Genomic DNA, 21,128 nt, shown 5'->3' with positions numbered 1-21,128 from the left:
TCGCCTATCAAGATCAGCAAAATACTGACTGATAACGGCTCGCAGTTCACTGATCGCTTCGCGGCCAAGGACAAGAAACCCAGCGGCCAGCACGCCTTCGACAAGGCCTGCGCGGCCATCGCTGTCGAGCACCGCCTGGCGCCGCCGCGTCATCCACAAACCAATGGCATGGTGGAGCGGTTTAATGGCCGGATTAACGAACTGCTGCGGCAGACTCGTTTCGATAGCAGGGCCGATCTGGAGACGACTTTGCTGAACTACCTCAAGCTCTACAACCACCATATTCCACAACGCGCCATCGGCACCAGGACACCGATCCAAGCGCTCAAGGAATGGCAGCGGCAGAAGCCCGAATTATTCGTTAAACGTGTTTATGATCAAACGGGACTCGACATCTAGCCTCCAAAAAGCGCGAAGGGGACGGCAGCAGAAAGCAAAACTGACGGTCTGTATATTCCGGTATCTGGCCGGTATCTGGCTACGCTGCAGCAATGACACTCCGCTCGCGCAGCAAGTTCAAAATCAGTTCAACCGAATCATTCAAAGATAGAGAGTCAGTGTTCACCTTCAGATCGGGCGCTGTAGGAGCCTCATAAGGCGAAGAAATCCCAGTGAAGTGTGATATCTCGCCCGCGCGGGCGCGTTTGTACAGCCCTTTCACGTCCCGTTGCTCACACATTTCGAGAGAACAATGACAATAGATCTCTATGAAGTCGTCAGCGGCCAGCAACGCCCGCACACGCTCGCGATCATTTTGAAAGGGGGAGATAAATGCGGTCAGAACGACCGTTCCTGCTTCAACGAAGAGTTTTGCCGCCTCACCAACGCGTCGGATATTCTCAGTCCGCGCTTCGTCCGAGAAACCCAGGTCCGCGCAAAGTCCATGGCGCACATTGTCCCCATCCAGCACAAAGGTTCTGCATCCGGATTGATACAGCCTTTCCTCGACCGCGTGAGCCAATGTGGATTTACCCGAGCCGGACAGTCCGGTAAACCAGACAACGACGCCTTTGTGGCCGTTGAGCTGCTCCCTGCGGGAGCGGGTGACGGTGGCGTGGTGCCACACGGTGTTGCTGGATTTTATGTTCACTATCGGTTTCCTAGACTGCGCGCAACTCACGGCCGCGATCGGGCATGATGACATAGCGGGCAATCAATTGCCAGCCATATAGGTGTTTTACATACTCGACAACTGGTTGATGAGGAAAAATGGCAACGGGGCATCTTTGTTACAGCCTCGATCTATTTTGCTCATACAATAATACGAAATTATTCTAAGCATATTCGTAAAACGCATAATGAAAACCATCCTCATCATCGGCGCCGGCTTCTCCGGCGCCGTCATCGCCGCCCGTCTGCTTCGGCAAGAGAGCGGTGAAGCCACCCGCATCCACCTGCTGAACGGCAGCGGCCGCATCGCGCGCGGCATGGCCTACGGCACCCAAAGCCCGGAGCACACGCTCAACGTCCCCGCCGGGAACATGAGCGCATTCGATGAGGACCCGGACCATTTCCTGCGCTACGCCCAGCACGTCGATGCCGGCACCGCGGCGGGCTCCTTCGTCTCCCGCCGCATCTACGGCGACTACCTCGAGTGGCTGCTGAACCAGGCCGAGCTCGGCGCCGCGCCCAACACCGAACTCAAGCGCATCTACCGCCACGTCACCCGCATCGTCACCGCCGCCGACGGCCGCGCTAGCATCGTAACGCTCGAAGGTGGCGAAACGATGGAGGTGGACAAGGTGGTGCTGGCCCTGGGCCATTTCCCGTCGAACAACCCGCGCGTCGCCGACATGGCGTTCTACGACAGCGCCCGCTACCTGCGCGACCCGTGGGACCAGGCGCGGCTGGACGCGATCCCGGCCGACGCGCCGGTGCTGTTGCTGGGCACGGGCTTGACCGCCGTCGACGTGGCGATGACGCTGCTGAACCGCAACCCGGAACGGCCCGTCACGGCCGTGTCCCGCCGGGGCCTGCTGCCGCAGCACCATCGGCACACGGCCGGCAAGCCGTCCGGCGCGGGCGCGGAGGCGATCTGGGGCGACGCCGCCACGGTGCGCGCGCAACTGCGCGCCTTCCGCCAGTATTGCCGCGCCATCGCCTCGGAGGGCCGCGACTGGCGCGAGGGCCTGGCGCTGTTGCGCCCGGTCACGGCGGACGTGTGGCTGGCGTATCCGGAAAAGGAGCGCAGACGCTTCCTGCGCCATGTGCAGCCGTACTGGGACACCCATCGGCACCGCCTGGCGCCGGTTGTCCACGAGCGCTTCGGCGCGGCGCTGGCGGCGGGCACGGTGCGGACGCTGGCGGCGCGGGTGGCCGGGTTCGACGAGGGCGGCGATGGCGTCCATGTGTCGGTGCGGCCGCGCGGCGCCTGCGCCAACCAGACCATACGGGTGGAGTACGTGGTCAATTGCACGGGGCCGTGCTCGGATCCGCGCCATACCAACAGCGCGCTGGTGGGGCAGCTGCTGGAGGATGGCTTGATCTGCACCGACCGGCTGGGATTGGGCATCGATGTGGCGGAGGATTGCGCGGTGGTGGGGGCAGATGGCAGGCCTTCACGGAGCCTGTTTTATATAGGGCCGTGGTTGAAGGCGAACTACTGGGAGGCCACGGCGGTGCCGGATTTGCGCGTGTTTGCGCGGCGGTTGGCGGGGACGTTGCTGGGTCGTTGATGGCGGCGGCGGGTAGGCGTTCGGCGAAACCTAAACAATGTCCGTCACGTTTAAACTGGCTGGTTTGCTCAATCCTCCACATTTAAGTCGGCCATCAAGTCTTCGACGGTGGCGAACGACTTCAAGCCGCCAGTGCGCGCCTCCTTCATGGCTGCGATGGTGGTTGCATTGGGCATCAGCGGCTCGAACGGCAGAGCCTTTTCGTGAGCCACGCGGATTAACATCATGCGAAAAGCATCCGAGACAGTCAGGCCCATGGCCGCAAGTACGGCAGTTGCCTCGTCTTTGATGTGCTCTTCGATCCGGGCACGCACTACAGCGTTCGCGGCCATAAGTCACCTCCGTATTGTGAGCTCCATTGTAGCCCAGCTCGCGGTTCGAACGTTTCCGTTAACATCCGCGCCATACCAACAGCGCGCTGGTGGGGCAGCTGCTGGAGGATGGCTTGATCCGCAGCGACCGGCTGGGATTGGGCATCGATGTGGCGGAGGATTGCGCGGTGCTGGGGGCGGATGGCAGCCCTTCGCGGAGCCTGTTTTATATAGGGCCGTGGTTGAAGGCGAACTACTGGGAGGCGACGGCGGTGCCGGATTTGCGCGTGTTTGCGCGGCGGTTGGCGGGGACGTTGCTGGCTTAGCCACGGCGTGGGACGGCGCTCGTTGTCTGCTTAGCTCCCTACTTCCTTCTGGTGGCGCACTGCCAAGATGGCCACGACATCGGCGGCAACACGGTAGCGCACCACATAGCCGCTGTCGCCAAAGTCGATCTGCCATTCCCGGTACACCTCCGCCATGTCCTCAATGGGGCGGCCAATCTGCGGCTGCTGTCCCAGCACCTTCACCCCTTGCCGGACAGCTTGGACGGCACGCTTCGCGGCGTCAGGATTCTTGCCCGCCAAAAAGCGATAGAGGCGCTGCACGTCGCGCAACGCGGACGGCGACCAGATCAGACGTGACATTCTGGCGGCTCAACGTCGTTGCCTTCCGTAAGCTGCGCCAGCCACGCGTCGGCCTCGTCAGCCGTGACATGTAGCCCAGTGGTCCGATACTCTTCCCACGCCTTGAGCGTATCTTGCCGGAAGGCTTCACGCTTTTCCTCGCGCTCGACGTACTGCGCGACGGCCTCGCGCAGTATCCAGTGCGGGGTTCTGCGGCGGGATTCCGCCAACTGCTCAAGACGGGCGCGAGTGTCCGGGTCCAGCTTGACCGACATGGGGCGGACATTGGTGGTGGTCATGAAGCTTCTCCTGTCAGTCAGTGTTAGGTATTACCTTACCATACTTTGCCACGGCGGCCGCCCCGTCCTGGTCGTGTCGCCCGCCGCGTTCAATGAAGCCACCAAGCTGCCGGTGATCCTGCCAATACCACCGGCGGCGAGTTCGCCCGCCGCCTGGGCTTACAGTTTTTCGATGGCGACCGCCATTTTTCGGAAAATGGCATAAATTTTCGATAAAAGTTAAGAAAATTCGATCCCCGATGACCCCAGTTGGCTACGAGCACTTCATTGCCACATTGCAACTCAACGTGCTGCCGCTTGCGCGTCCGGCATATCTGGAGCCGGTCCGTGAATCGGCGAATCGACAGTGATGGCCGTGTCCTTTTCCCCACGGGAGTGGCGCTCGAGGACACGCTTGTCGGCCACTTGGAGTTCGCGTTGCGCCATGAGGGAGTGAATCTGGAGGTGATCGACGCCGCGTTCGAGCATATCCAACCCGACGCCCTGCTTGCCCGGCTTCGGCAGACACCCACCGGCGAGCAGATACGGCGCGCATGTTTCTTTTGGGGCTTGTGCCGTTAAAACCACGAGTCGCCGTAGGCCGGGTCGTTGACGACGATGCGGTAGTCCTTCAGCCAGTCCTTCAGTTTCTTGAGGTCGCTGAACGTGTCGAGCTCCGCTTCGATGTGTTTGACGTTGGCCCGCATCTCGGCGATGTCGGCGCGCAAGCCCCGCATCATCGCCTTCGGCGTGCGGCGCCGGCCAAACTCCCAGCCCATGTCGAGCGAGAACGCGGTTTCCAGCGCGATGATTTCAAATTTGATTTGGCTGACTTGGCCATCGAGAATCCGGTTGTATTGTTTGATCCGGTCGTCGCCCAGATTGTCCAGACCGGTCTGATCGATCTGATCGACCTCCAGTTGCAGTCCGAGCAGGTCGAGCAGGTCGTTGGCCGCATACGCCACGTTTGCGCGCTGCATCAGCGCCGTCTTGCGCCCGCGCTCGGCGGGATCGGTCTCGCGGTCCGGGTGCAGCGCGCTGGCGAGCTTGCGGAAAATGTCGCGCACCGACTGCTTGAGCTTGAGCTCCTCGGCCTGGTGGCGCGCCTCGCGCGCGCTCGGTTTGGCCGGCTTGGCCGGACTGGCCGCTCCGATCTGTTCCCGCCCCGCTTCCCGCTACCATCTTGTCCCGCATGGCCTCGAAGAAGGCGCGCGGCGAGCTGAAATCGGTGTCGTCGTCCAGTTCGACGCCGGTCGTCGCGCCCACGAACTCGCGCATGAACGCCTTTTCCGCGTCCATCTCCAGATCGAAGTCGCATCCGCTGTGCTTGTTGTAGATCTCCTTGATCGCCTCGTCCTCCTCATCGATCTGCATCAAGTCCAGGGCCGTCGAACAGATCACGTCGGCCAGCTTTTCCCTGTCCTTCTTGCCCATCGCCTTGTCGGAACAGGCCTGATCGAGCAGCAACAGCAATCGTCGGCGATGGGCGTCGAAGGTCCGCGCCAAGGGGTCGTACTCGCTGTCGGCCAGGGCGCGTATCCTGGGCAACTCCTCGCGCCAGAGCGCCAACCTGACGCGTTCGGCTTCGAGCTTCTTGACCAGGGTGTTGAACTGCTTCCGCACCCGCGACAGCGGGCCGGCGGTCGCGGGCGCGGCGATGCGGATGGCGTATTGGGCGGCGAGGGGCATGGGCGTTGGCGCGAACGCGGTGGTCGATGGTTGGAGGCCGTCATTATAGCGTCACCCGTAAAATGATTGGGGCATTCGCAAGGTCGGCGGTTCGGTGATGCTGGCCGTCCCGCCCGCCTTCCTCGAACAATTACAGCTGCAGGCCGGCGCCACAGTCGGCCTGTCCGTTGATCACGGCTGCCTGGTGGTCAATCCTAAGCCGCGGCCTCGCTACACACTCGCCGAGTTGCTGGCCGTGTCAGACTATTCGCAGCCGCAGCCAGTCGAGGAACGTGAATGGGTCGACGCGCCCGCCGCCGGGGGCGAGCTGTTATGAAGCGCGGTGGCATTTATCTTGTCTCGCTCGATCCGACAGCTGGGCATGAGCAAAGCGGCAGCCGCCCCGTCCTGGTCGTGTCGCCCGCCGCGTTCAATGAAGCCACCAAGCTACCGGTGATCCTGCCAATTACCACAGGCGGCGAGTTCGCCCGCCGCCCGGGCTTCGCCGTACCCGTGACCGGAATCAAGACCACCGGCGTTGTGCGCTGCGATCAGCTGCGGGTGATCGACCTGGCCGCCCGCCACGTCGACATCCCTACGCACGATATGACGAATAACCCAATCAGCTTAGGTTTCCGATACAATGCCAACTGTACTGACCCAGGGCGCGGCAAGCCTCGGACTTCAGGCCGAGGTCAAGAGCGCGGACGCCGAAGGCGTCCTAACGTGCGTCCCCGGTCGCCACAACTGTATAAAATCACAGTATGGAACGCCTTCAAGCCTTCAAATTCGCGTTGAACCCCAACGGCGAGCAGCAACGCGCCATGCGCCGCTTCGCCGGCGCCTGCCGTTTTGTTTTCAACCAGGCGCTGGAGGTTCAAAAGCAACGCCATGAGGGCGGCGAGCGGAAGCTGGGCTACGCCGAACTGTGCAGGCTGCTCACGACATGGCGCAACGGGGCGGCGACCCCATGGCTGAAAGAAGCGCCGACGCATCCCTTGCAGCAGGCATTGAAAGACCTGGAGAGGGCCTACACCAACTTCTTCGCCAAGCGGGCCGCCTTCCCGCGCTTCAAGAAGAAGGGCCGGCACGACAGCTTCCGCTACCCCGATCCCAAACAGATCAAGCTCGACCAGGCCCATGGCCGGGTATTTCTGCCCAAGCTGGGCTGGCTGCGCTACCGCGACAGCAGAACGGTGCCGGGCGAGGTGCGCAACGTCACCGTCAGCCAGTCGGCGGGACGCTGGTATGTGGCGATCCAGACCGCGCGCGATGTCGCGCCGCCCGTGCCGTCGGGCGGCGCGGTCGGCATCGACATGGGGATAGTCCGCTTCGCCACGCTGTCCGATGGCCAAGCGCTGGAGCCCCTCCACAGTTTCAAGCGGCACGAGGACCGTCTGCGGCGCGCGCAGCAAGCCATGAGCCGCAAGAAGAAATTCGGCAAGAACTGGCACAAGGCGAAAGCCCGGGTCCAGCGCATCCACGCCCGCATCGGCAATGCCCGCCGCGACTACCTGCACAAGGCCACGACCACTATTTGCAACAACCACGCGATGGTCAGCGTCGAGGACTTGAAGGTCAAAAACATGTCGGCATCGGCGACGGGCGATCGCGCCGAGCCGGGACGCAATGTGCGCGCCAAGTCGGGCCTGAACAAGGCCATCCTCGATCAGGGCTGGTACGAGTTCCGCCGGCAGCTCGCTTACAAGCTGGCGTGGCGCGGCGGCATATTGGTGGCGGTGTCGCCGCGCGACACCAGCCGGACCTGTCCGGGCTGCGGCCATGTGTCGGCCGACAACCGGCCCACGCAAGCGGTGTTCGCGTGCGTGGCGTGCGGCCACTCGCGGCATGCCGACCTGGTCGGCGCGATCAACATCCTCAGGGCGGGACACGCCCGGTGCGCCTATGAAGTGAGCGACGCGGCAAGGTCGCCAGCAGTAGGAACCCGTCGAAGCGGCTCGAACCGGCTCGATCGGTGACAGCGCCGTAGGAATCCTCCCCCTTTCCGCGTCAGCGGCAACCGAAGGTTGAGGGGGAGGAGGATGTCAAGATTTTTGGCCTGCGCGTCGTCATCTACCCAAACGATCACCGACCGGCTCATGTTCACGTTCTAGGTAACGGATGTGAAGCAGTGTTCAACTTGCATTGTCCAGATGGGCCTCCTGAGTTGCGCGAGAACTATGGGTTTTCGCAAAAGGAGCTGGGGAAGATTGCCGGTGCACTCGCCAAAAATTTGGCGGACCTATGCACTAAATGGAGGACGACACATGGACATTACTGATACCACATTCGAGGCAGCGAACCGTCGTGGCGCGGCAAAAAAAGCCGCTTTTCCGGCTGCGGTGGCGGTACGCTATGACCGGCGCATTTCGCGCATCGTGATTTCCCTGGCATCCGGCTTGCAAATCGCGTTTTCGCCCCGCGATGTACAAGGTTTGGAGAACGCCCATCCCGCAGACCTGATCGGTGCTGAGATCAGCCCCTCTGGTTTGGGCGTTCATTTCCCCAAACTCGATGCCGACCTTTACATCCCCGCCCTCCTGGAGGGCTTTCTTGGTTCCAAACGCTGGATGGCTTCACAGATGGGCAAGGTGGGCGGCAAGGCATCCACCGATGCCAAGACGGCCGCCGCGCGTGAAAACGGGAAACTTGGTGGCCGTCCAAAGAAAGTCAGGGAGTTGGCTGGCGCATGAGCAATCGATATCCTCTGGCATCACGTAGTATGCGAGGGTCCGCCGTTCGGGCCGCCAGGGGTTGGCGCCAGTAGATCGAGATAGACGCTCAAGGAGCGCTCCACAGCCTCGGCGACCAGTTGGGTGATGTCATCGTGGTTCCCGCTGACGCAGGCGACGTCCAGCGCATCGTAGTACGCAAGGCGGTCTTCCTTGCGGATCACTGCCGGCGGGTAGCCGGCCTTCATCAATTCGAAGTTCAGCAACAGCCGTCCGGTTCGACCATTTCCGTCGATGAAGGGGTGGATTTTCACGAACCGGGTGTGCAGCTCCGCCGCGCACTCGACCGGGTGCGCGGCGCCAGCGCTCTCGCGCCATTCGACCAGCGAACGCATTTCGTCCGCAAGATGCAAGAAGCCGGGCGGAGTCGTACTTGCGCCCGTGATGGCGACGTTTTCCCTGCGATAGCGGCCGGCCTCGACATCATCCACCCCTTTCAGCACCAGGCTGTGGATGTTTTTTATTTGCCATTCCGACAATGCTTCGTCGCGCGCGACAATGTCCTCCACGTACAAGATCGCGTCACGGTGGTTGGTCGCCTCGAAGTGCTCGCGTAACGTTTTTCCACCAACGGTGATGCCCTCCAGGACCACCTTGGTTTCGCGCAGCGTCAGCGTGTTGCCCTCGATGGCATTGGAGTGGTAAGTCCACTCCAATGCCAACTTTGCGCGTAGCGACGCCACTGTATGCGACGGCAGCGGACGCGCGGCGTCCAGCGACGTTTTCAGGGTATCGACTTTAGAAAGCAGCAGTTGCAGAGCGGGGGACATTTAGTTCCTTCACCTTCCTTGAATCGGCTACGTTGACCCTGATCGCATCCGCTGGCTTAGGCCCGGACCTCGGCCAGCAGCTCGGGGTGGTGATCCAGCACCTTTAGAAGCTTAACCAGCGCCACCGGCGGCTTTGACTGGCCGCTTTCGTAGCGGGTGAACGCGTTGACCCCGCCGCCAAAAATGGCGGCCGCTTGCTTCTTGTCCAGGCGCAGCTTCTTGCGCACCTGGGTGATGTACGCCGCGTCCACCAGTTCAGCGTTAACCGAGCGCTGAAATTCCCCTACCAAATCGCTGTAACGGTCTACCGCGTCGCGGTCCAGTGTGACTTCGCCACAGGCGAAGCAGTGGTAGCCAGCCACCGCCGGGAGCACGGTTTCATGGCTTTTGTAGGTATAGGGCACGTCGCGGGTGTCATGCACCGGGGACAGTGCCCCGCATTCGGGGCAATTCTTCATTTTGGCCTATTGCAGTGTGGGGTGCGTTTTTTCAGTTAAAAATTGTAACCCAATAGGCAACAATCACCAAGTAGGTGATTATCAACTTTTGCCAGCTGCAGCTGCGGCGTGGGATTGGCACTTTGGGGGGGCCGCCTTGACACTCCCCGCCAGCCGGCCGCGCCGTGTTGCGATTTGTTCTGGAGTGTGGACAGCGGCAAACTCACCCCGCTTGGCTTGCCCCATTGAGCGCAACAGTGCGTCCTCGAACTCGATCATTTCTCGATCCACAACTTTACGATTGGCCATCACAAGGCTCCGGTACCGGCTGCACCACCAGACGTACACCGAGCGCGGTGCACACGCGGCTTATGGTATCGAAACGTGGAGCGCTATCTGGCCGCAAGGCCTTGTACAACGCTTCGCGGGTGAGTCCCGCCGACTTGGCAATCTCAGTCATCCCGCGAGCGCGGGCTATGTCGCCCAAAGCTGCGGCGAGTAGGGAAGCATCGTTCGCTTCCAGAATATCAGTCAAGAAGGCGGCAATAGCCACCTCACCGTCAAGGTAAGGGGCGGCGTCGAAGTCGGGCAGATCGGCCACATTAATGCGTTTACTCATTTGTGTTTCCTCGTTAATCCAGCAATGCCGCCAATCCTTTGGCACGCTTAATGTCACTCTTCTGCGTGCGCTTGGAGCCACCAACCAGCAATACGACTAGCTGACCGCCGCGCTGTGTGAAGTACACACGCCAGCCGGCACCAACGTGTATGCGTAGCTCGGAAACGCCGTCGCCGACTGGCTCAACGTCTCCCATCAATCCGCGCTCCAATCGCTTAATCCTAGCCACAATCACGCCACGCGTCGTAGCATCGGCCAGGCCGTCGAGCCAGCTAGTGAACGCGGGAAGTGACTTGATCGTGAACATGTGCCGATTGTAATCGAACGATTACAAAAACTCAATCGACTTGAACAGTACCTGGAACCATGCTTATTGCATTAATAGCTCTAACGCGGCTTGCGCAAATCAGTCTGCTTAACCGTCTGCTCGATCGCGCCGAAGATGGACTTGCCGTCGGCGTCCAGCATCTCGATCCGGATGGTGTCGCCGAAGACCATGAACGGCGTGCTGGCCTCCCCGTCCGCAATCAGCTCCAGGCAGCGCTTCTCGGCAATGCAGGAATAGCCCTTCTTGGCGTCCTTGTTCGACACCGCGCCGGAGCCGACGATGGCGCCGGCGCGGGCGTTGCGCGTCATCGCCAGGTGGGCGATCAGTTGCGGGAAGTTGAACGCCATGTCCACGCCCGCGTTCGGTTGCCCGACCGGCTTGCCGTTCCAGCTGGAGCGCAGCGGCAAATGCGCCTTGCCGCCCTTCCAGGCGTCGCCCAGTTCGTCCGGCGTGACCGCCACCGGCGAGAAGCCGGTCGCCGGCTTGGACTGCGGGAAGCCGAAGCCCTTGGCCAGTTCGTCCGGCATGAGCTTGCGCAGCGACACGTCGTTGACCAGCATGAGCAGGCGGATCTGCTGGTGCGCCTCGTCCGGCGTGGCGCCCATGGGCACGTCGTCCGTGACGACGGCGATCCCGGCCTCGAAATCGATGCCCCACTCCTCGCGCGGCAAGGCGATGTCGTCGCGCGGGCCGAGGAAGTCGTCGCCTGCGCCCTGGTGCATCAGCGGCTCGTCCCTGAACGATTCCGGCAACTCGGCGTTGCGCGCCGCGTGCACCAGTTCCAGGTGGTTGACGTAGGCCGCCCCGCCGGCCCACTGGAAGGCGCGCGGCAGCGGCGCCATGCAGTTGGCGGGATCGAAATCGAAGCTGCGGCGGCCCTTGCCGTCGTTGAGCAGGCGGTAGGCCTCGTCCAGTTGCGGGGCGATGAAGCCCCAGTCGTCCAGCGCGCGCTGCAGCGTGGGGGCGATGCCGTCCGCCACCTGGGCGGTTTTCAGGTCGCGCGAGACGATGATCAGTTGGCCGTCGCGCGTGCCGTCCTTGAGGGTTGCTAGTTTCATGGCGGGACTTTAACAGATGCCATTGGAGGCCGGAAGGTCTTACAATATCGAACCTTATTGATTTGCCACTCCCCATGAAAAACGTACTGCCCGGCGTACCGCATGTCGAATCCCCGTTCTTCAAGCAGCTCTTCAGCGATCCCGCGATCGACGACGAGACCCGCCGCATCGCGCTGGACCTGGCGGTGAAGGGATACGCGGTGCTGGACTTTCCGGACGCCGCCTTCGAGACCAAGGCGGAGGCCATCAAGGCGGACCTGCTGGACCATTACGACCTGGAGGGATGGCGGGCCGAGGGCCATCGGCAAGGCATCAGCCTGCGGGTGCAGGACGCCTGGCAATTCAACGAGCGGGTGCGCGACATCGCCTGCAATCCGCACATCCTGGCGCTGTTGAGCAGGCTGTATGGACGCCAGGCCTGGCCGTTCCAGACGCTGAACTTCCCGGTCGGCACGCAGCAGCATTTCCACACCGATTCCATCCACTTCAGTTCCAGCCCGGAACGTTTCATGTGCGGCGTGTGGGTGGCGCTGGAGGACATCAACGAGGAGAACGGGCCGCTGGTGTACTTCCCCGGCAGCCACCGCTGGCCAATTTACACGAACGAGCACGTGGGCCTGTGCGTGTCGCAGCTGGGCCAGACGCCGACCCAGGCGCTGTACGAGGAGATGTGGCGCGCGCTGGTGGAGTCCCACGGCGCGCAGCCGGAGTATTTCCACGCGAAGAAGGGACAGGCGCTGATCTGGGCGGCCAACCTGATGCACGGCGGCTCGCGCCAGACCGATCCGATGCGCACGCGCTGGTCGCAGGTCACCCATTACTATTTCGACGACTGCGCGTACTACACGCCGATGATGTCGGACACGTTCTACGGCAAGATCGATTTCCGCAAGCTGACCAACATCGTCACCGGCGAGGAGATGCCGCAACGCTACGCGGGCCATGCGATTCCGAAGGGCTTCGTGGAGGCCTGCTCGACGGACGCCGGCCACCTGCTGGACGAGTTCGACGGCAAGCTGTATCTGGAAGCGAATCCGGATGTGGCGGCGGGCAATTGGAATCCGGCCGAGCACTACCTCACGCACGGACGCAAGGAGAAGCGCAAGCTGCGGCCTTAAGGCGTCAGCACGCCGCCGTGCCGCTTACTCACGCTGGCGCCAGCAGCGCCAGCTGTTCCTCGTTCAGGTAGCACCACTCCCCTTCCTTCAATCCCAGCGCCTCCAGTTGCAGGCCGCCGATGGCGGAGCGGTGCAGCGCGCCGCAGTGGTTGCCGGCGGCCGCCAGCATGCGCTTGACCTGGTGGTACTTGCCCTGCTCCAGCACGATTTCCAGTTGGCGCTCGCCGCGCTGCTCGCACACCAGCGCCGACAGCGGCGCCGGCTCGTCGTGCAGCTGCACGCCGGACAGCAGCTGCGCCACCAGTTCCGGCGTCACCGGGTCTTGGGTGGTGGCCTGGTACACCTTGGGCACGTGCCGCTTGGGCGAGGACTGGGCGTGGATGAAGGCGCCGTCGTCGGAGATCAGCAGCATGCCGGTGGTGTCGTGGTCCAGCCGGCCCACGGGTTGCACCTCGCGCCAGGTGTATTGCTCGGGCAGCAGGGTCAGCACGCCGGGATGGTGGCTGGGCTTGCGCGAACACTCGTAGTTCGCCGGCTTGTACAGCGCGATGTACACGCGCTCGCGGTACACCCATTCCTCGTCGAAAACGCGCAGGACCAGGCCGTCGGTGTCGATACTTTCCTTGTAGTTGTCGTGGACTTCGCCGGCGATGCTGACTTCGCCGTCTTCGATCAGGGCGCGGCAGTATTTGCGCGTGCCGAAACCTTGGGATTGCAGGATGCGGTCTAAAGATAGTTTGCTCATGGCCGAGACTGTACCAGATTTCGCACGCCTTCCTGACGCCACATTGACGCAAATCAAACTTTGCCCAGGACGAACTACTACACTGAAATCTCATTAGGAATTTACCTAATGAGCTAGGAAAGCCACTCAAAAATGAAACTTACATCATTAAAGTATATGGCGCTCCACACCAGTCGGCTGGCATTGGCGCAATGGCAAAGCACTGGCTCGGAGACGATGCCCCAAGCCGCCTGGCACAGGACGACCCAGGCGCAGTTCCTCAACTGGCTCTCGGCGGGCGGATTCGGCGGGGAGGAGATAGGCGGCCCGGAAAATGACGGCCCGGAAAATGAAAACAGCGGCAATGACGCCGCCGTTCTCATGCCCCATTGCGAGGCGCAGTGCGAGGAATTGAAATTCTCTCGAGCCCGCATCAGCGATGCGGTTGAGTAGTTCGTTTCAGACTAGACACAAGATTGTGCAGACAACGAGTTAAGCTGTTTATGCGACCTCCCTGGGAAAGAACTACAACACCAATATAGCCCACGCCGGGGAGATTACAAGGCTAAATGAAGCAGAAAAGATAATGTTCTTCTGTGCCTACGCGCACGGAGGCGCGCCGACGCGTTTGAGGCAGCGCACACTCGCGTCGGATTTATCGGATGCTCGGGTTGGCGCTTTGCACCGCCGCCTTCATCGCGCCAGCGCCCATGGCGGCGCCGAATTTCTTCAGCACGCGCTCCGGCAGGCCCTCGTGCTGGGTGTAATCGATGATGTCTTCCGCGTGGACGACGTCGCGCGCCACCGTGTCGACCGTGCCCAGGCCGTCGGCCAGGCCCATGTCGACGGCGCGCGCGCCGGTCCAGAACAAGCCGGAAAACATGTCCGGCGTTTCCTTCAGGCGCTTGCCGCGGCCGGTGCGCACCACGTCGATGAACTGCTGGTGTATGTCGTTGAGCATGGTTTGCGCGTGCTGGCGGTGCTTGTCCGACAGCGGCAGGAAGGGGTCCATGAAACCCTTGTTCTCGCCCGCCGTCAGCAGGCGGCGTTCCACGCCCACCTTGCTCATCACGCCATTGAAGCCGAAACCGTCCATCAGCACGCCGATCGAGCCGACGATGCTGGCCTTGTTGACATAGATCTGGTCGCCGGCGGCGGCGATGTAATAGCCGCCCGAGGCGCAGATCTCGTTGACCACCACGTACAAGGGCTTGCCCGGATAGCCCTTGCGCAGGCGCCGGATCTCGTCGACGATCATGCCGGCCTGGACGGGACTGCCGCCCGGGCTGTTGATGTGCAGCACCACCGCAACCGAGCCGTGGTCGGAGAAGGCCTTGTTCAGCGCGGGGATCACCACCGCCGCCGAACCGCTGCCTTCGGTCTCGATCTCGCCGTCTATTTCGATCAACGCCGTGTGCCGGCCGACGTTCTCGGAATCCCCCACGGGCCAGGACACGTCGAAATACGCGGCCAGCGCGAACAGCACCAGCAGCAGCACCAGGAACTTGAAGAAGATGCCCCAGCGCCGGTGCGCGCGCCGTTCGCGCACGGTGGACAGCACCAGCTTTTCCAGCACCTCCCGTTCCCAGTTCAGGCCGGCGACCGACTGTGGCGCGCCGCTCGCGGCTGGCGTGGCGGGCGTGGCGGGGGCGGCGCCCTGCGGCGCGGCGCTGGCGCCGTTGTCTTGGTCGCTGGTGTTATCGCTCATGGATTCGGTTCTCAGGCGCGCGCCGGACGAATATAGTCGTCGGGCTGCCAATATAGTTGTTCGTCGTGCTCGACCACCGGGATCGGCCGCAGCCGCCCGCCCCGGCAGGGGCCGCCGGCGCACATGCCGCTGTCCGGTATGTAGATCGCCCCGTGGGTGGAGCACATGATATAGAGTTTGCTGGACTCGAAGAACTCGCCCTGATTCCAGTCCAGTTCGATGGGCACGTGGGCGCAGCGGTTCAGGTAGGCGTAGGGCTTGCCGTTGTGGCGCACCACGAAGCCGGTCGCGTCCTCGCCGCCCGCCGTGACGGGAAAGCGCACGCCGCGGCCGCCGTCCAGCACGGCGTCGGCGGCGCAGATCAGGATTTCCTCGCTCATGCCCGCTCCCGCATCAGGCGTGCTCGTTGAGCCACTCGTGCAGTTCGGCCACGGTCTTGGCCGAATACATGGGATTGCAGGCCATCAACTGGTCGACCGGGTGCGCGCCGTACTCGACGGCCACGGCGGCCGCGCCGGCGTTGTTGGCCATCAGCAGGTCGTGGCTGGTGTCGCCGATCATCACGGTGCGCTTCAAGTCCTGGCCCAGCTCGCGCGTGAGCTCCTGCAGCATGGCCGGATGGGGCTTGGAGAAGGTCTCGTCGGCGCAGCGGGTGGCGTCGAACATCGACAGCAGCCCGGCCGCGTCCATCGCGCGGTTCAGGCCGACACGGCTCTTGCCGGTCGCCACGGCCAGGAAATAGGCGTTCTGCGACAGCTCCTGTAGCATTTCAGCCACACCCTTGAACAGCGTCAGCTCGTGGTCCTTGGACAGGTAGTGGTAGCGGTAGCGCTCCACCATGCGCGGATAGTATTTCGGATCCACGTTCGGCAGCACGGCCTGCATCGCCTCGTACAGCCCGAGGCCGATCACGTGCGACGCCGCGTCCTCCCCCGGTATCGGCAGGCCCAAATCCTTGGCCGATGCCTGGATGCATTTCACGATCGTCGATGTGCTGTCCATCAACGTGCCATCCCAATCAAAGACGATCAGATCAAATTGCTTTCTTGCCATGTCACCCGGCCCGTCCGGCGGCCGGCTCCTTGTTATATAGAATTCAATGGTTTGCCCAAGCTTACCAAGAAACGCTCGCATTCGGCGGCCAATGGCGCCTTCAGTGTCATCGATTTCCCGGTTTCCGGGTGGGTAAACGTAATCTGGTGCGCGTGCAGGAACATGCGCTTGAGCGCGCCGCGCGTCGCGTCGGCTTTCTGGAGCGCCTTGTTCAATGCGAAATCGCCGTATTTGTCGTCACCTGCGATGGGAAAGCCCGAAGATGCCAGATGAACGCGGATCTGGTGGGTGCGGCCGGTTTTCAGTTCGGCTTCCAGCAGCGCGAACTGCGGGTATTTCCTCAGCAGCGTGAACACCGTGTGCGAGGCCAGGCCGTCGGCCGACACGGACACGCGGCGCTCGCCATCCGGCGTCGAGTATTTACGGAGCGGCAACTTTACATGCTGGCGCGGGTTTTTCCAATCGCCCACCGCCAATGCCAGGTAGCGCTTGTCGGTATGGCCGTCGCGCATTTGTTCGTGCAGATTGGTCAGCGCCGAACGCTTCTTGGCCAGCAGCAGCAGGCCGGAGGTCTCGCGGTCCAGGCGGTGCACCAGTTCCAGGAACTTGGCGTCCGGCCGCGAGGCGCGCAGCTGCTCGATGACGCCGAAGGACACGCCGGAGCCGCCGTGCACGGCCACGCCGGCCGGCTTGTCGATCACCAGCAGGTGGCTGTCCTCGTGGATGATGGCGAACTCGGCGGCGGGGACGTTGGTCTCGGCCTTCTCGGCCAGGCGGATCGGCGGAATCCGCACCACGTCGCCCTCCACCAGGCGGTACAACTGGTCGATGCGGCCCTTGTTGACGCGCACCTCGCCGGAGCGCAGGATGCGGTACACATGGCTTTTCGGCACGCCTTTGCAGATCCGCAACAGGTAGTTATCTATCCGTTGTCCGGCTTCTTCTTCGGTGATCGTCACGAATTGTGCTTGCGGCAGGACTGGCGCGGGGGTCTCAGCGGGGGCCGTTTTGGTCGGCTTTTGGGCTGTTTTCCCTGAAAATCTCTCTAAGTCCTTCATTTTGAATATATAATCGATTCGCCGCAGTTTAAGCTGCTGCACGTGTAAGAATAAAAGCACATTTTACACAGGGGCGTATCCACTGGCCTCGCCTATTTGCAAATTCGGTGGAAAATAAATGTATACGCACACTCGTGCGCATGTCAGGGTGGCAACCGCTGTTGTCATCGGGTAGAGGGCACGGGTGCTGGGATTAGATTGGCTGGATTGTTAGGATAAGTCCAGCGAGCAAGCACATAGTCGTTGCTCGCTGGTTGATGAAGCTGATAACGCTGCCGTTTTCGCCCGGGCACCATACAAGATGCCCTGGCTCGACGTTTTGCGCACGCCTGCATTCTCCCCCCCGACCCCGTCGGGCCGTGATCGGATGAGTCGCAGGCAGTGCGCGCACTCGGCATGACGATCGGCCTCATGCGCCCTTTGCGGCCGCAACGCGTTCGCGCGTCGCAGCGCCGCATGACGAGGCACACCCCCCGCAGCCTCCTTTTTCCCGCGTATATCCTTGTACTACGCCACTCCCGAGGGAGTGGCAAGAGATGGCCTCAGGGTCGCGGAGTTAATAAAAATGAAACGCATGTTGTTTAATGCTACGCAGCAAGAAGAGTTGCGCGTAGCGATAGTCGACGGTCAGAAACTGATCGATATCGACATCGAAACCGCTGGTCGCGAACAGCGCAAATCCAACATCTACAAAGGCGTCATCACCCGGATCGAGCCGTCGCTGGAAGCCTGCTTCGTCAGCTACGGCGAGGATCGCCACGGTTTCCTGCCGTTCAAGGAAGTGGCGCGCAGCTACTTCCGCGAAGGCGTGGACGTGCGCAACGCCTCGGTCAAGGAAGCCCTGCGCGAAGGCCAGGAAATCATGGTGCAGGTGGAGAAGGAAGAGCGCGGCAACAAGGGCGCGGCCCTGACCTCCTTCATCTCGCTGGCCGGCCGCTACCTGGTGCTGATGCCGAACAACCCGCGCGGCGGCGGCGTGTCGCGCCGCGTCGAGGGCGAGGAGCGCCAGGAACTGCGCGAAACCATGGACAAGCTGGACCTGCCGCAAGGCATGTCCGTGATCGCCCGCACCGCCGGCATCGGCCGCACGGTCGAAGAGCTGCAGTGGGACTTGAACTACCTGATGCAACTGTGGCGCGCGATCGAGGGCGCCGGCAAGGGCGCCGCGGGCGCCTTCCTGATCTACCAGGAATCGTCGCTGGTGATCCGCGCCATCCGCGATTACTTCCAGCCCGACATCGGCGAGATCCTGATCGACACCGACGACATCTACGAGCAGGCTCACCAGTTCATGAGCCACGTGATGCCGGACATGGTGCACCGCGTGAAACGCTACAGCGACGACGTGCCGCTGTTCTCGCGCTTCCAGATCGAACACCAGATCGAAACCGCGTATAGCCGCACCGTGCCGCTGCCGTCGGGCGGCGCCATCGTGATCGACCACACCGAGGCCTTGGTGTCGGTGGACGTGAACTCGGCCCGCGCCACCCGCGGTTCCGACATCGAGACCACCGCCTTCAACACCAACTGCGAGGCGGCCGAGGAAGTGGCGCGCCAGCTGCGCCTGCGCGACCTGGGCGGCCTGATCGTGATCGACTTCATCGACATGGAAGTGGCCAAGAACCAGCGCGAGGTGGAACAGCGCCTGAAGGACGCGCTGCACCACGACCGCGCCCGCGTCCAGATGGGCAAGATCTCCCGCTTCGGCCTGATGGAACTGTCGCGCCAGCGCCTGCGTCCGTCGCTGTCCGAGGGTTCGCACGTGACCTGCCCGCGCTGCTCGGGCACCGGCCACATCCGCGACACCGAATCGTCCGCCCTGCAGGTGCTGCGCATCATCCAGGAAGAGGCGATGAAGGAAAACTCGGCCACCATCCACGTGCAAGTGCCGGTGGACGTGGCGGCCTTCCTGCTGAATGAAAAGCGCGGCGAAGTGCTCAAGATCGAGAACCGCCACCGCATCAACGTGATCCTGATCCCGAACAAGCATCTGGACACGCCGCACTACAAGCTGGAGCGCATCAAGCACGACGACCCGCGCCTGGAAGACCACACGGCCAGCTACACCATGGCCGAGCAAGCCGAAACCGACATGGCCTACAGCAAGCGCCAGAAGGAAGAAGCCAAGCCGCGCCAGGAAGCCGTCGTCAAGACCATCACCCCGGACCAGCCCGCGCCGATGGTGGAGCGCAAGCCCGCGCCGGAGCCGGTGAAAGCCGCTCCCGCGCCAGCCCCCGCCCCGGTGGAAAAAGGTTTCTTCGCGAAACTGTTCTCCTTCTTCTCGGGCAAAGAGGAAACCCCGGCGCCAACGCCGACGCCAGCCGTGGTGGCCAAGCCCGGCGCGGCCGCCGCCTCCGCCGAGCGTGGCGACCGCAACGCCCGCGGCCCGCGTGGCCGCAGCCGCAACGGCAAGCCGGGCAGCCGCGAGCGCGAGGAACGCGAACCGGGCAGCCGTCCGGTAGCCGACGACGCGACCAAGCAAGCCGAGGCCGGCCGTCCGGTTCGTCCGCCGCGTCCGCCACGCGAACCGCGTGAAGGCCGCGAAGGCCAGCCGGTGGAAGCCCTGGCCCCGCGCGAACCGCGCGGCGAGCGTCCTGAACGCGCCGAGCGTCCCGATCGCGCCGAACGCCCACCGCGTCCGCCGCGCGAACCGCGCGCCGACAAGGCTCCGGTCGCCGAAGTGAAAGCCGAGGAAGTCGCCCTGAACGCGACCGCCGCCGGCGCCAGCGTCGCCCTGACCGGCGCGCCGGTCGTGGTAACGCCCGTCGCCGCCGAGGCCGCGCCGCAGAAGCTGGCGCAAAACGTCGGCCCTGAAGGTGAAGAGGCGGACGGCGCCGATGGCGACGAGCCACGCCGCCGTCGTCGTCGTGGTGGCCGCAACCGCAACCGCCGTGAACGCGAAGAAGGCGAAGGCATTGAAGGCGCCGATGGCGAAAAAGCACCGGTGATCAGCTTCACCGTGGCCCCCGCCGAAGGCGAGCAGGCAGTGCCGGCAGTCGTCGCGGAAGCCGCGGTGACCGAGGCATCCGCGGCGGAAGCCCCGGCACCCGTGGTTGCCGAGGCGGCGATCGCCCCGGCGGCGGCTGAAGCCCCAGCGACCGAAGCGGCAGCCGATGCCGCCCCGGCCTTGGCGACGGAAGTCGCAACGCCAGCGCCAGTTGAAATCGCCCCGGCTGTAGCCGCCGCAGCCGACGTTGCCGCGCCAGTCGAAGCAACCGTTGCCGATGCGGCTGAAGCGTCCCCAGCAGCGGAAACCGAAGCGCCGGCGGCTGAAGCCGCCCCAGTAGCGGAAGCGGCGCCGGTCGCCGAGGTGGCGCCAGCCGTGGCCGAACCGGTCGTCGCAGCCGAAGCCGTTCCTGCCGTGGAAGCCGCTCCAGCGGTGGAAGCAGCGCCGGTTGCCGCCGAAGCCGCGCCAGTCGCGGTCGAAGCCGCCGCCACGGCGCAACCCGTCGTGGCCGCGGCGCAAGCCGTGCCGGTGACGCCGGAGCCGGCTCCAGCCGCCGAGTACGCCTTCGCCGCCGCACCAGCCGCCGAAGCCGTCGCGGCGCCAGCGGCCGAAGCCGCGCCAGTCGCGGAAGCGGCTCCAGCGCCGGTAGCCGAAGCAGCAGCCCCGCAAGCGGCTGCAGCCCCGGCCGCCCACAAATCGTCCGGCGACCTGAACGCGATCCTGGAAGCCGCCGGCCTGACCCTGGCCGCGACCGACCCCGCCAAACTGCGCGCCGCGCAGGAAGCGGCGGCCCAGGCCCCGGCCCCGGCGCGCGTGCCACGCGAGCGCAAGCCGCTGCCGCAGCAAAAGGAAGAGCCGCTGGTCCAGGTCAACACCCGCCGCTAACCCGTTAGCGGCCCCCCAAAAAAGGAAGCCCCGCGCTTCCTTTTTTTTCGCCCGGACGGCACGCCGCCAAAAGCCCAAAACTTTCCCCACCTACATCGGTGTCAGGCGCGACATTCGGACATTTCTCCCCATT

At 63.4% G+C, this 21,128-nt stretch carries 29 protein-coding genes; 13 read left to right on the top strand and 16 right to left on the bottom strand.

The genetic code is table 11. The annotated features are described in order from the left end of the window. Positions 1 to 399: integrase core domain-containing protein (locus BM436_RS28360; RefSeq protein ID WP_143133338.1), on the top strand; the 399-nt coding region annotated here is incomplete at its 5' end. 79 nt (positions 400 to 478) lie between these two features. On the opposite strand, the gene cysC is transcribed toward BM436_RS28360, so the two are convergent. Next, entirely contained in the window at positions 479 to 1,090 is a 612-nt protein-coding gene (gene cysC, locus BM436_RS28355) for an adenylyl-sulfate kinase (RefSeq protein WP_259741445.1), read from the bottom strand. A 208-nt stretch (positions 1,091 to 1,298) separates the two neighbouring features. Between cysC and BM436_RS28350 the strand changes: the two genes are divergently transcribed. Next, positions 1,299 to 2,675, top strand: coding sequence for an FAD/NAD(P)-binding protein (locus BM436_RS28350; protein ID WP_093559095.1), 1,377 nt, complete (start codon positions 1,299 to 1,301; stop codon positions 2,673 to 2,675). A 68-nt stretch (positions 2,676 to 2,743) separates the two neighbouring features. Here BM436_RS28350 and BM436_RS28345 read toward each other — a convergent pair whose 3' ends face one another. Continuing rightward, the gene (locus tag BM436_RS28345) at positions 2,744 to 3,007 is read right to left on the bottom strand and encodes a type II toxin-antitoxin system RelB/DinJ family antitoxin (protein ID WP_093559093.1); all 264 of its coding nucleotides are present in this window, start codon (positions 3,005 to 3,007) and stop codon (positions 2,744 to 2,746) included. Positions 3,008 to 3,120: 113 nt separating this feature from the next. Between BM436_RS28345 and BM436_RS28340 the strand changes: the two genes are divergently transcribed. Further along, positions 3,121 to 3,312, top strand: coding sequence for a hypothetical protein (locus tag BM436_RS28340; protein ID WP_093559091.1), 192 nt, complete (start codon positions 3,121 to 3,123; stop codon positions 3,310 to 3,312). Between the two features lie 30 nt (positions 3,313 to 3,342). Here the strand turns inward: BM436_RS28340 and BM436_RS28335 are convergent, their stop codons facing one another. Next, positions 3,343 to 3,633 (bottom strand): type II toxin-antitoxin system RelE/ParE family toxin, encoded by a 291-nt coding sequence (locus BM436_RS28335; RefSeq protein ID WP_093559089.1) that lies wholly within the window; start codon positions 3,631 to 3,633, stop codon positions 3,343 to 3,345. Beyond that, positions 3,621 to 3,911 carry a CopG family ribbon-helix-helix protein gene (locus tag BM436_RS28330; protein WP_093559087.1) on the bottom strand — a complete coding sequence of 97 codons (291 nt, stop codon included), beginning with the start codon at positions 3,909 to 3,911 and terminating at the stop codon, positions 3,621 to 3,623. The genes BM436_RS28335 and BM436_RS28330 overlap by 13 nt, the downstream gene beginning before the upstream one ends. Here BM436_RS28330 and BM436_RS37260 point away from each other — a divergent pair. Beyond that, positions 3,910 to 4,116 carry a putative type II toxin-antitoxin system PemK/MazF family toxin gene (locus tag BM436_RS37260; protein ID WP_177307555.1) on the top strand — a complete coding sequence of 69 codons (207 nt, stop codon included), beginning with the start codon at positions 3,910 to 3,912 and terminating at the stop codon, positions 4,114 to 4,116. The genes BM436_RS28330 and BM436_RS37260 overlap by 2 nt on opposite strands. 77 nt (positions 4,117 to 4,193) lie before the next feature. On the opposite strand, the gene BM436_RS36490 is transcribed toward BM436_RS37260, so the two are convergent. Continuing rightward, complete coding sequence (locus BM436_RS36490) at positions 4,194 to 4,478, bottom strand: hypothetical protein (protein ID WP_143133337.1); 285 nt, start codon at positions 4,476 to 4,478, stop codon at positions 4,194 to 4,196. After that, entirely contained in the window at positions 4,469 to 4,957 is a 489-nt protein-coding gene (locus BM436_RS28320) for a hypothetical protein (RefSeq protein ID WP_093559083.1), read from the bottom strand. Before BM436_RS28320 ends, BM436_RS36490 begins: the two co-directional genes overlap by 10 nt. Here BM436_RS28320 and BM436_RS36485 point away from each other — a divergent pair. The 6 genes from BM436_RS36485 (at position 4,947) to BM436_RS28295 (ending at position 8,251) form a co-directional block, all read left to right on the top strand. Next, the gene (locus tag BM436_RS36485) at positions 4,947 to 5,645 is read left to right on the top strand and encodes a hypothetical protein (protein ID WP_143133336.1); all 699 of its coding nucleotides are present in this window, start codon (positions 4,947 to 4,949) and stop codon (positions 5,643 to 5,645) included. The two genes, BM436_RS28320 and BM436_RS36485, sit on opposite strands and share 11 nt — an antisense overlap. Positions 5,646 to 5,676: 31 nt before the next feature. Further along, positions 5,677 to 5,895, top strand: a complete 219-nt coding sequence (locus BM436_RS28315; protein WP_093559081.1) for an AbrB/MazE/SpoVT family DNA-binding domain-containing protein — start codon at positions 5,677 to 5,679, stop codon at positions 5,893 to 5,895. Beyond that, entirely contained in the window at positions 5,892 to 6,356 is a 465-nt protein-coding gene (locus BM436_RS38575) for a type II toxin-antitoxin system PemK/MazF family toxin (protein WP_307666318.1), read from the top strand. The genes BM436_RS28315 and BM436_RS38575 overlap by 4 nt, the downstream gene beginning before the upstream one ends. After that, complete coding sequence (locus tag BM436_RS28305; RefSeq protein ID WP_093559080.1) at positions 6,323 to 7,537, top strand: RNA-guided endonuclease InsQ/TnpB family protein; 1,215 nt, start codon at positions 6,323 to 6,325, stop codon at positions 7,535 to 7,537. The genes BM436_RS38575 and BM436_RS28305 overlap by 34 nt, the downstream gene beginning before the upstream one ends. A gap of 71 nt (positions 7,538 to 7,608) precedes the next feature. After that, positions 7,609 to 7,839 (top strand): DUF4160 domain-containing protein, encoded by a 231-nt coding sequence (locus BM436_RS38745; protein WP_093559078.1) that lies wholly within the window; start codon positions 7,609 to 7,611, stop codon positions 7,837 to 7,839. Beyond that, positions 7,826 to 8,251 (top strand): DUF2442 domain-containing protein, encoded by a 426-nt coding sequence (locus BM436_RS28295; RefSeq protein WP_093559076.1) that lies wholly within the window; start codon positions 7,826 to 7,828, stop codon positions 8,249 to 8,251. The genes BM436_RS38745 and BM436_RS28295 overlap by 14 nt, the downstream gene beginning before the upstream one ends. 20 nt (positions 8,252 to 8,271) lie before the next feature. On the opposite strand, the gene BM436_RS28290 is transcribed toward BM436_RS28295, so the two are convergent. The 5 genes from BM436_RS28290 to BM436_RS28270 all read right to left on the bottom strand — a co-directional run bounded on the left by BM436_RS28290 (position 8,272) and on the right by BM436_RS28270 (position 11,502). After that, positions 8,272 to 9,060, bottom strand: a complete 789-nt coding sequence (locus BM436_RS28290; protein ID WP_093559074.1) for a Fic family protein — start codon at positions 9,058 to 9,060, stop codon at positions 8,272 to 8,274. A 56-nt stretch (positions 9,061 to 9,116) separates the two neighbouring features. Further along, positions 9,117 to 9,518, bottom strand: coding sequence for a type II TA system antitoxin MqsA family protein (locus BM436_RS28285; RefSeq protein ID WP_093559072.1), 402 nt, complete (start codon positions 9,516 to 9,518; stop codon positions 9,117 to 9,119). A gap of 274 nt (positions 9,519 to 9,792) precedes the next feature. Further along, on the bottom strand, positions 9,793 to 10,116 hold the full coding sequence (locus tag BM436_RS28280; protein ID WP_093559070.1) for an addiction module antidote protein: 324 nt from the start codon (positions 10,114 to 10,116) through the stop codon (positions 9,793 to 9,795). A gap of 13 nt (positions 10,117 to 10,129) precedes the next feature. Then, positions 10,130 to 10,423: a type II toxin-antitoxin system RelE/ParE family toxin gene (locus BM436_RS28275; protein WP_093559068.1), complete on the bottom strand. Its 294-nt coding sequence runs from the start codon at positions 10,421 to 10,423 to the stop codon at positions 10,130 to 10,132. An 80-nt stretch (positions 10,424 to 10,503) separates the two neighbouring features. Then, positions 10,504 to 11,502 carry a fumarylacetoacetate hydrolase family protein gene (locus BM436_RS28270; protein WP_093559066.1) on the bottom strand — a complete coding sequence of 333 codons (999 nt, stop codon included), beginning with the start codon at positions 11,500 to 11,502 and terminating at the stop codon, positions 10,504 to 10,506. Between the two features lie 74 nt (positions 11,503 to 11,576). Between BM436_RS28270 and BM436_RS28265 the strand changes: the two genes are divergently transcribed. Further along, positions 11,577 to 12,620 (top strand): phytanoyl-CoA dioxygenase family protein, encoded by a 1,044-nt coding sequence (locus BM436_RS28265; protein ID WP_093559064.1) that lies wholly within the window; start codon positions 11,577 to 11,579, stop codon positions 12,618 to 12,620. A gap of 28 nt (positions 12,621 to 12,648) precedes the next feature. Here BM436_RS28265 and BM436_RS28260 read toward each other — a convergent pair whose 3' ends face one another. Next, the gene (locus BM436_RS28260; RefSeq protein WP_093559062.1) at positions 12,649 to 13,365 is read right to left on the bottom strand and encodes a pseudouridine synthase; all 717 of its coding nucleotides are present in this window, start codon (positions 13,363 to 13,365) and stop codon (positions 12,649 to 12,651) included. A gap of 132 nt (positions 13,366 to 13,497) precedes the next feature. Between BM436_RS28260 and BM436_RS28255 the strand changes: the two genes are divergently transcribed. Continuing rightward, entirely contained in the window at positions 13,498 to 13,797 is a 300-nt protein-coding gene (locus BM436_RS28255; RefSeq protein ID WP_229490805.1) for a hypothetical protein, read from the top strand. Between the two features lie 202 nt (positions 13,798 to 13,999). Here BM436_RS28255 and BM436_RS28250 read toward each other — a convergent pair whose 3' ends face one another. The 4 genes from BM436_RS28250 to BM436_RS28235 are packed head-to-tail and all read right to left on the bottom strand — an operon-like array spanning position 14,000 to position 17,163. Next, the gene (locus BM436_RS28250; RefSeq protein ID WP_093559058.1) at positions 14,000 to 15,052 is read right to left on the bottom strand and encodes a S49 family peptidase; all 1,053 of its coding nucleotides are present in this window, start codon (positions 15,050 to 15,052) and stop codon (positions 14,000 to 14,002) included. An 11-nt stretch (positions 15,053 to 15,063) separates the two neighbouring features. Further along, entirely contained in the window at positions 15,064 to 15,432 is a 369-nt protein-coding gene (locus tag BM436_RS28245; protein WP_093559056.1) for a Rieske (2Fe-2S) protein, read from the bottom strand. Positions 15,433 to 15,445: 13 nt separating this feature from the next. Then, positions 15,446 to 16,105 (bottom strand): HAD-IIIA family hydrolase, encoded by a 660-nt coding sequence (locus tag BM436_RS28240; RefSeq protein WP_093559054.1) that lies wholly within the window; start codon positions 16,103 to 16,105, stop codon positions 15,446 to 15,448. Between the two features lie 32 nt (positions 16,106 to 16,137). Further along, positions 16,138 to 17,163, bottom strand: a complete 1,026-nt coding sequence (locus tag BM436_RS28235; RefSeq protein ID WP_093559052.1) for an RluA family pseudouridine synthase — start codon at positions 17,161 to 17,163, stop codon at positions 16,138 to 16,140. A 565-nt stretch (positions 17,164 to 17,728) separates the two neighbouring features. Between BM436_RS28235 and BM436_RS28230 the strand changes: the two genes are divergently transcribed. After that, the gene (locus tag BM436_RS28230) at positions 17,729 to 20,995 is read left to right on the top strand and encodes an Rne/Rng family ribonuclease (protein ID WP_093559050.1); all 3,267 of its coding nucleotides are present in this window, start codon (positions 17,729 to 17,731) and stop codon (positions 20,993 to 20,995) included. The last annotated feature ends 133 nt before the right edge of the window (positions 20,996 to 21,128 follow it).

The organism is Pseudoduganella namucuonensis, assembly GCF_900116645.1.
GTDB classification, from domain to species: domain Bacteria; phylum Pseudomonadota; class Gammaproteobacteria; order Burkholderiales; family Burkholderiaceae_D; genus Rugamonas; species Rugamonas namucuonensis.
The sequence above is the reverse complement of the archived record's forward strand: the minus strand, read 5'-3'. Positions and strand labels throughout refer to the sequence as shown.

What these genes read in the sequence shown, in the direction of transcription:
- BM436_RS28350 (WP_093559095.1), top strand. Translation starts at nt 1,299, where the DNA reads ATGAAAACCATCCTCATCATCGGCGCCGGCTTCTCCGGCGCCGTCATC.
- BM436_RS28345 (WP_093559093.1), bottom strand. Translation starts at nt 3,007, where the DNA reads ATGGCCGCGAACGCTGTAGTGCGTGCCCGGATCGAAGAGCACATCAAA.
- BM436_RS28335 (WP_093559089.1), bottom strand. Translation starts at nt 3,633, where the DNA reads ATGTCACGTCTGATCTGGTCGCCGTCCGCGTTGCGCGACGTGCAGCGC.
- BM436_RS37260 (WP_177307555.1), top strand. Translation starts at nt 3,910, where the DNA reads ATGAAGCTTCTCCTGTCAGTCAGTGTTAGGTATTACCTTACCATACTT.
- BM436_RS28330 (WP_093559087.1), bottom strand. Translation starts at nt 3,911, where the DNA reads ATGACCACCACCAATGTCCGCCCCATGTCGGTCAAGCTGGACCCGGAC.
- BM436_RS36485 (WP_143133336.1), top strand. Translation starts at nt 4,947, where the DNA reads ATGTCGCGCACCGACTGCTTGAGCTTGAGCTCCTCGGCCTGGTGGCGC.
- BM436_RS28315 (WP_093559081.1), top strand. Translation starts at nt 5,677, where the DNA reads ATGCTGGCCGTCCCGCCCGCCTTCCTCGAACAATTACAGCTGCAGGCC.
- BM436_RS38575 (WP_307666318.1), top strand. Translation starts at nt 5,892, where the DNA reads ATGAAGCGCGGTGGCATTTATCTTGTCTCGCTCGATCCGACAGCTGGG.
- BM436_RS28305 (WP_093559080.1), top strand. Translation starts at nt 6,323, where the DNA reads ATGGAACGCCTTCAAGCCTTCAAATTCGCGTTGAACCCCAACGGCGAG.
- BM436_RS28295 (WP_093559076.1), top strand. Translation starts at nt 7,826, where the DNA reads ATGGACATTACTGATACCACATTCGAGGCAGCGAACCGTCGTGGCGCG.
- BM436_RS28290 (WP_093559074.1), bottom strand. Translation starts at nt 9,060, where the DNA reads ATGTCCCCCGCTCTGCAACTGCTGCTTTCTAAAGTCGATACCCTGAAA.
- BM436_RS28285 (WP_093559072.1), bottom strand. Translation starts at nt 9,518, where the DNA reads ATGAAGAATTGCCCCGAATGCGGGGCACTGTCCCCGGTGCATGACACC.
- BM436_RS28280 (WP_093559070.1), bottom strand. Translation starts at nt 10,116, where the DNA reads ATGAGTAAACGCATTAATGTGGCCGATCTGCCCGACTTCGACGCCGCC.
- BM436_RS28275 (WP_093559068.1), bottom strand. Translation starts at nt 10,423, where the DNA reads ATGTTCACGATCAAGTCACTTCCCGCGTTCACTAGCTGGCTCGACGGC.
- BM436_RS28270 (WP_093559066.1), bottom strand. Translation starts at nt 11,502, where the DNA reads ATGAAACTAGCAACCCTCAAGGACGGCACGCGCGACGGCCAACTGATC.
- BM436_RS28265 (WP_093559064.1), top strand. Translation starts at nt 11,577, where the DNA reads ATGAAAAACGTACTGCCCGGCGTACCGCATGTCGAATCCCCGTTCTTC.
- BM436_RS28260 (WP_093559062.1), bottom strand. Translation starts at nt 13,365, where the DNA reads ATGAGCAAACTATCTTTAGACCGCATCCTGCAATCCCAAGGTTTCGGC.
- BM436_RS28255 (WP_229490805.1), top strand. Translation starts at nt 13,498, where the DNA reads ATGAAACTTACATCATTAAAGTATATGGCGCTCCACACCAGTCGGCTG.
- BM436_RS28250 (WP_093559058.1), bottom strand. Translation starts at nt 15,052, where the DNA reads ATGAGCGATAACACCAGCGACCAAGACAACGGCGCCAGCGCCGCGCCG.
- BM436_RS28245 (WP_093559056.1), bottom strand. Translation starts at nt 15,432, where the DNA reads ATGAGCGAGGAAATCCTGATCTGCGCCGCCGACGCCGTGCTGGACGGC.
- BM436_RS28240 (WP_093559054.1), bottom strand. Translation starts at nt 16,105, where the DNA reads ATGGCAAGAAAGCAATTTGATCTGATCGTCTTTGATTGGGATGGCACG.
- BM436_RS28235 (WP_093559052.1), bottom strand. Translation starts at nt 17,163, where the DNA reads ATGAAGGACTTAGAGAGATTTTCAGGGAAAACAGCCCAAAAGCCGACC.
- BM436_RS28230 (WP_093559050.1), top strand. Translation starts at nt 17,729, where the DNA reads ATGAAACGCATGTTGTTTAATGCTACGCAGCAAGAAGAGTTGCGCGTA.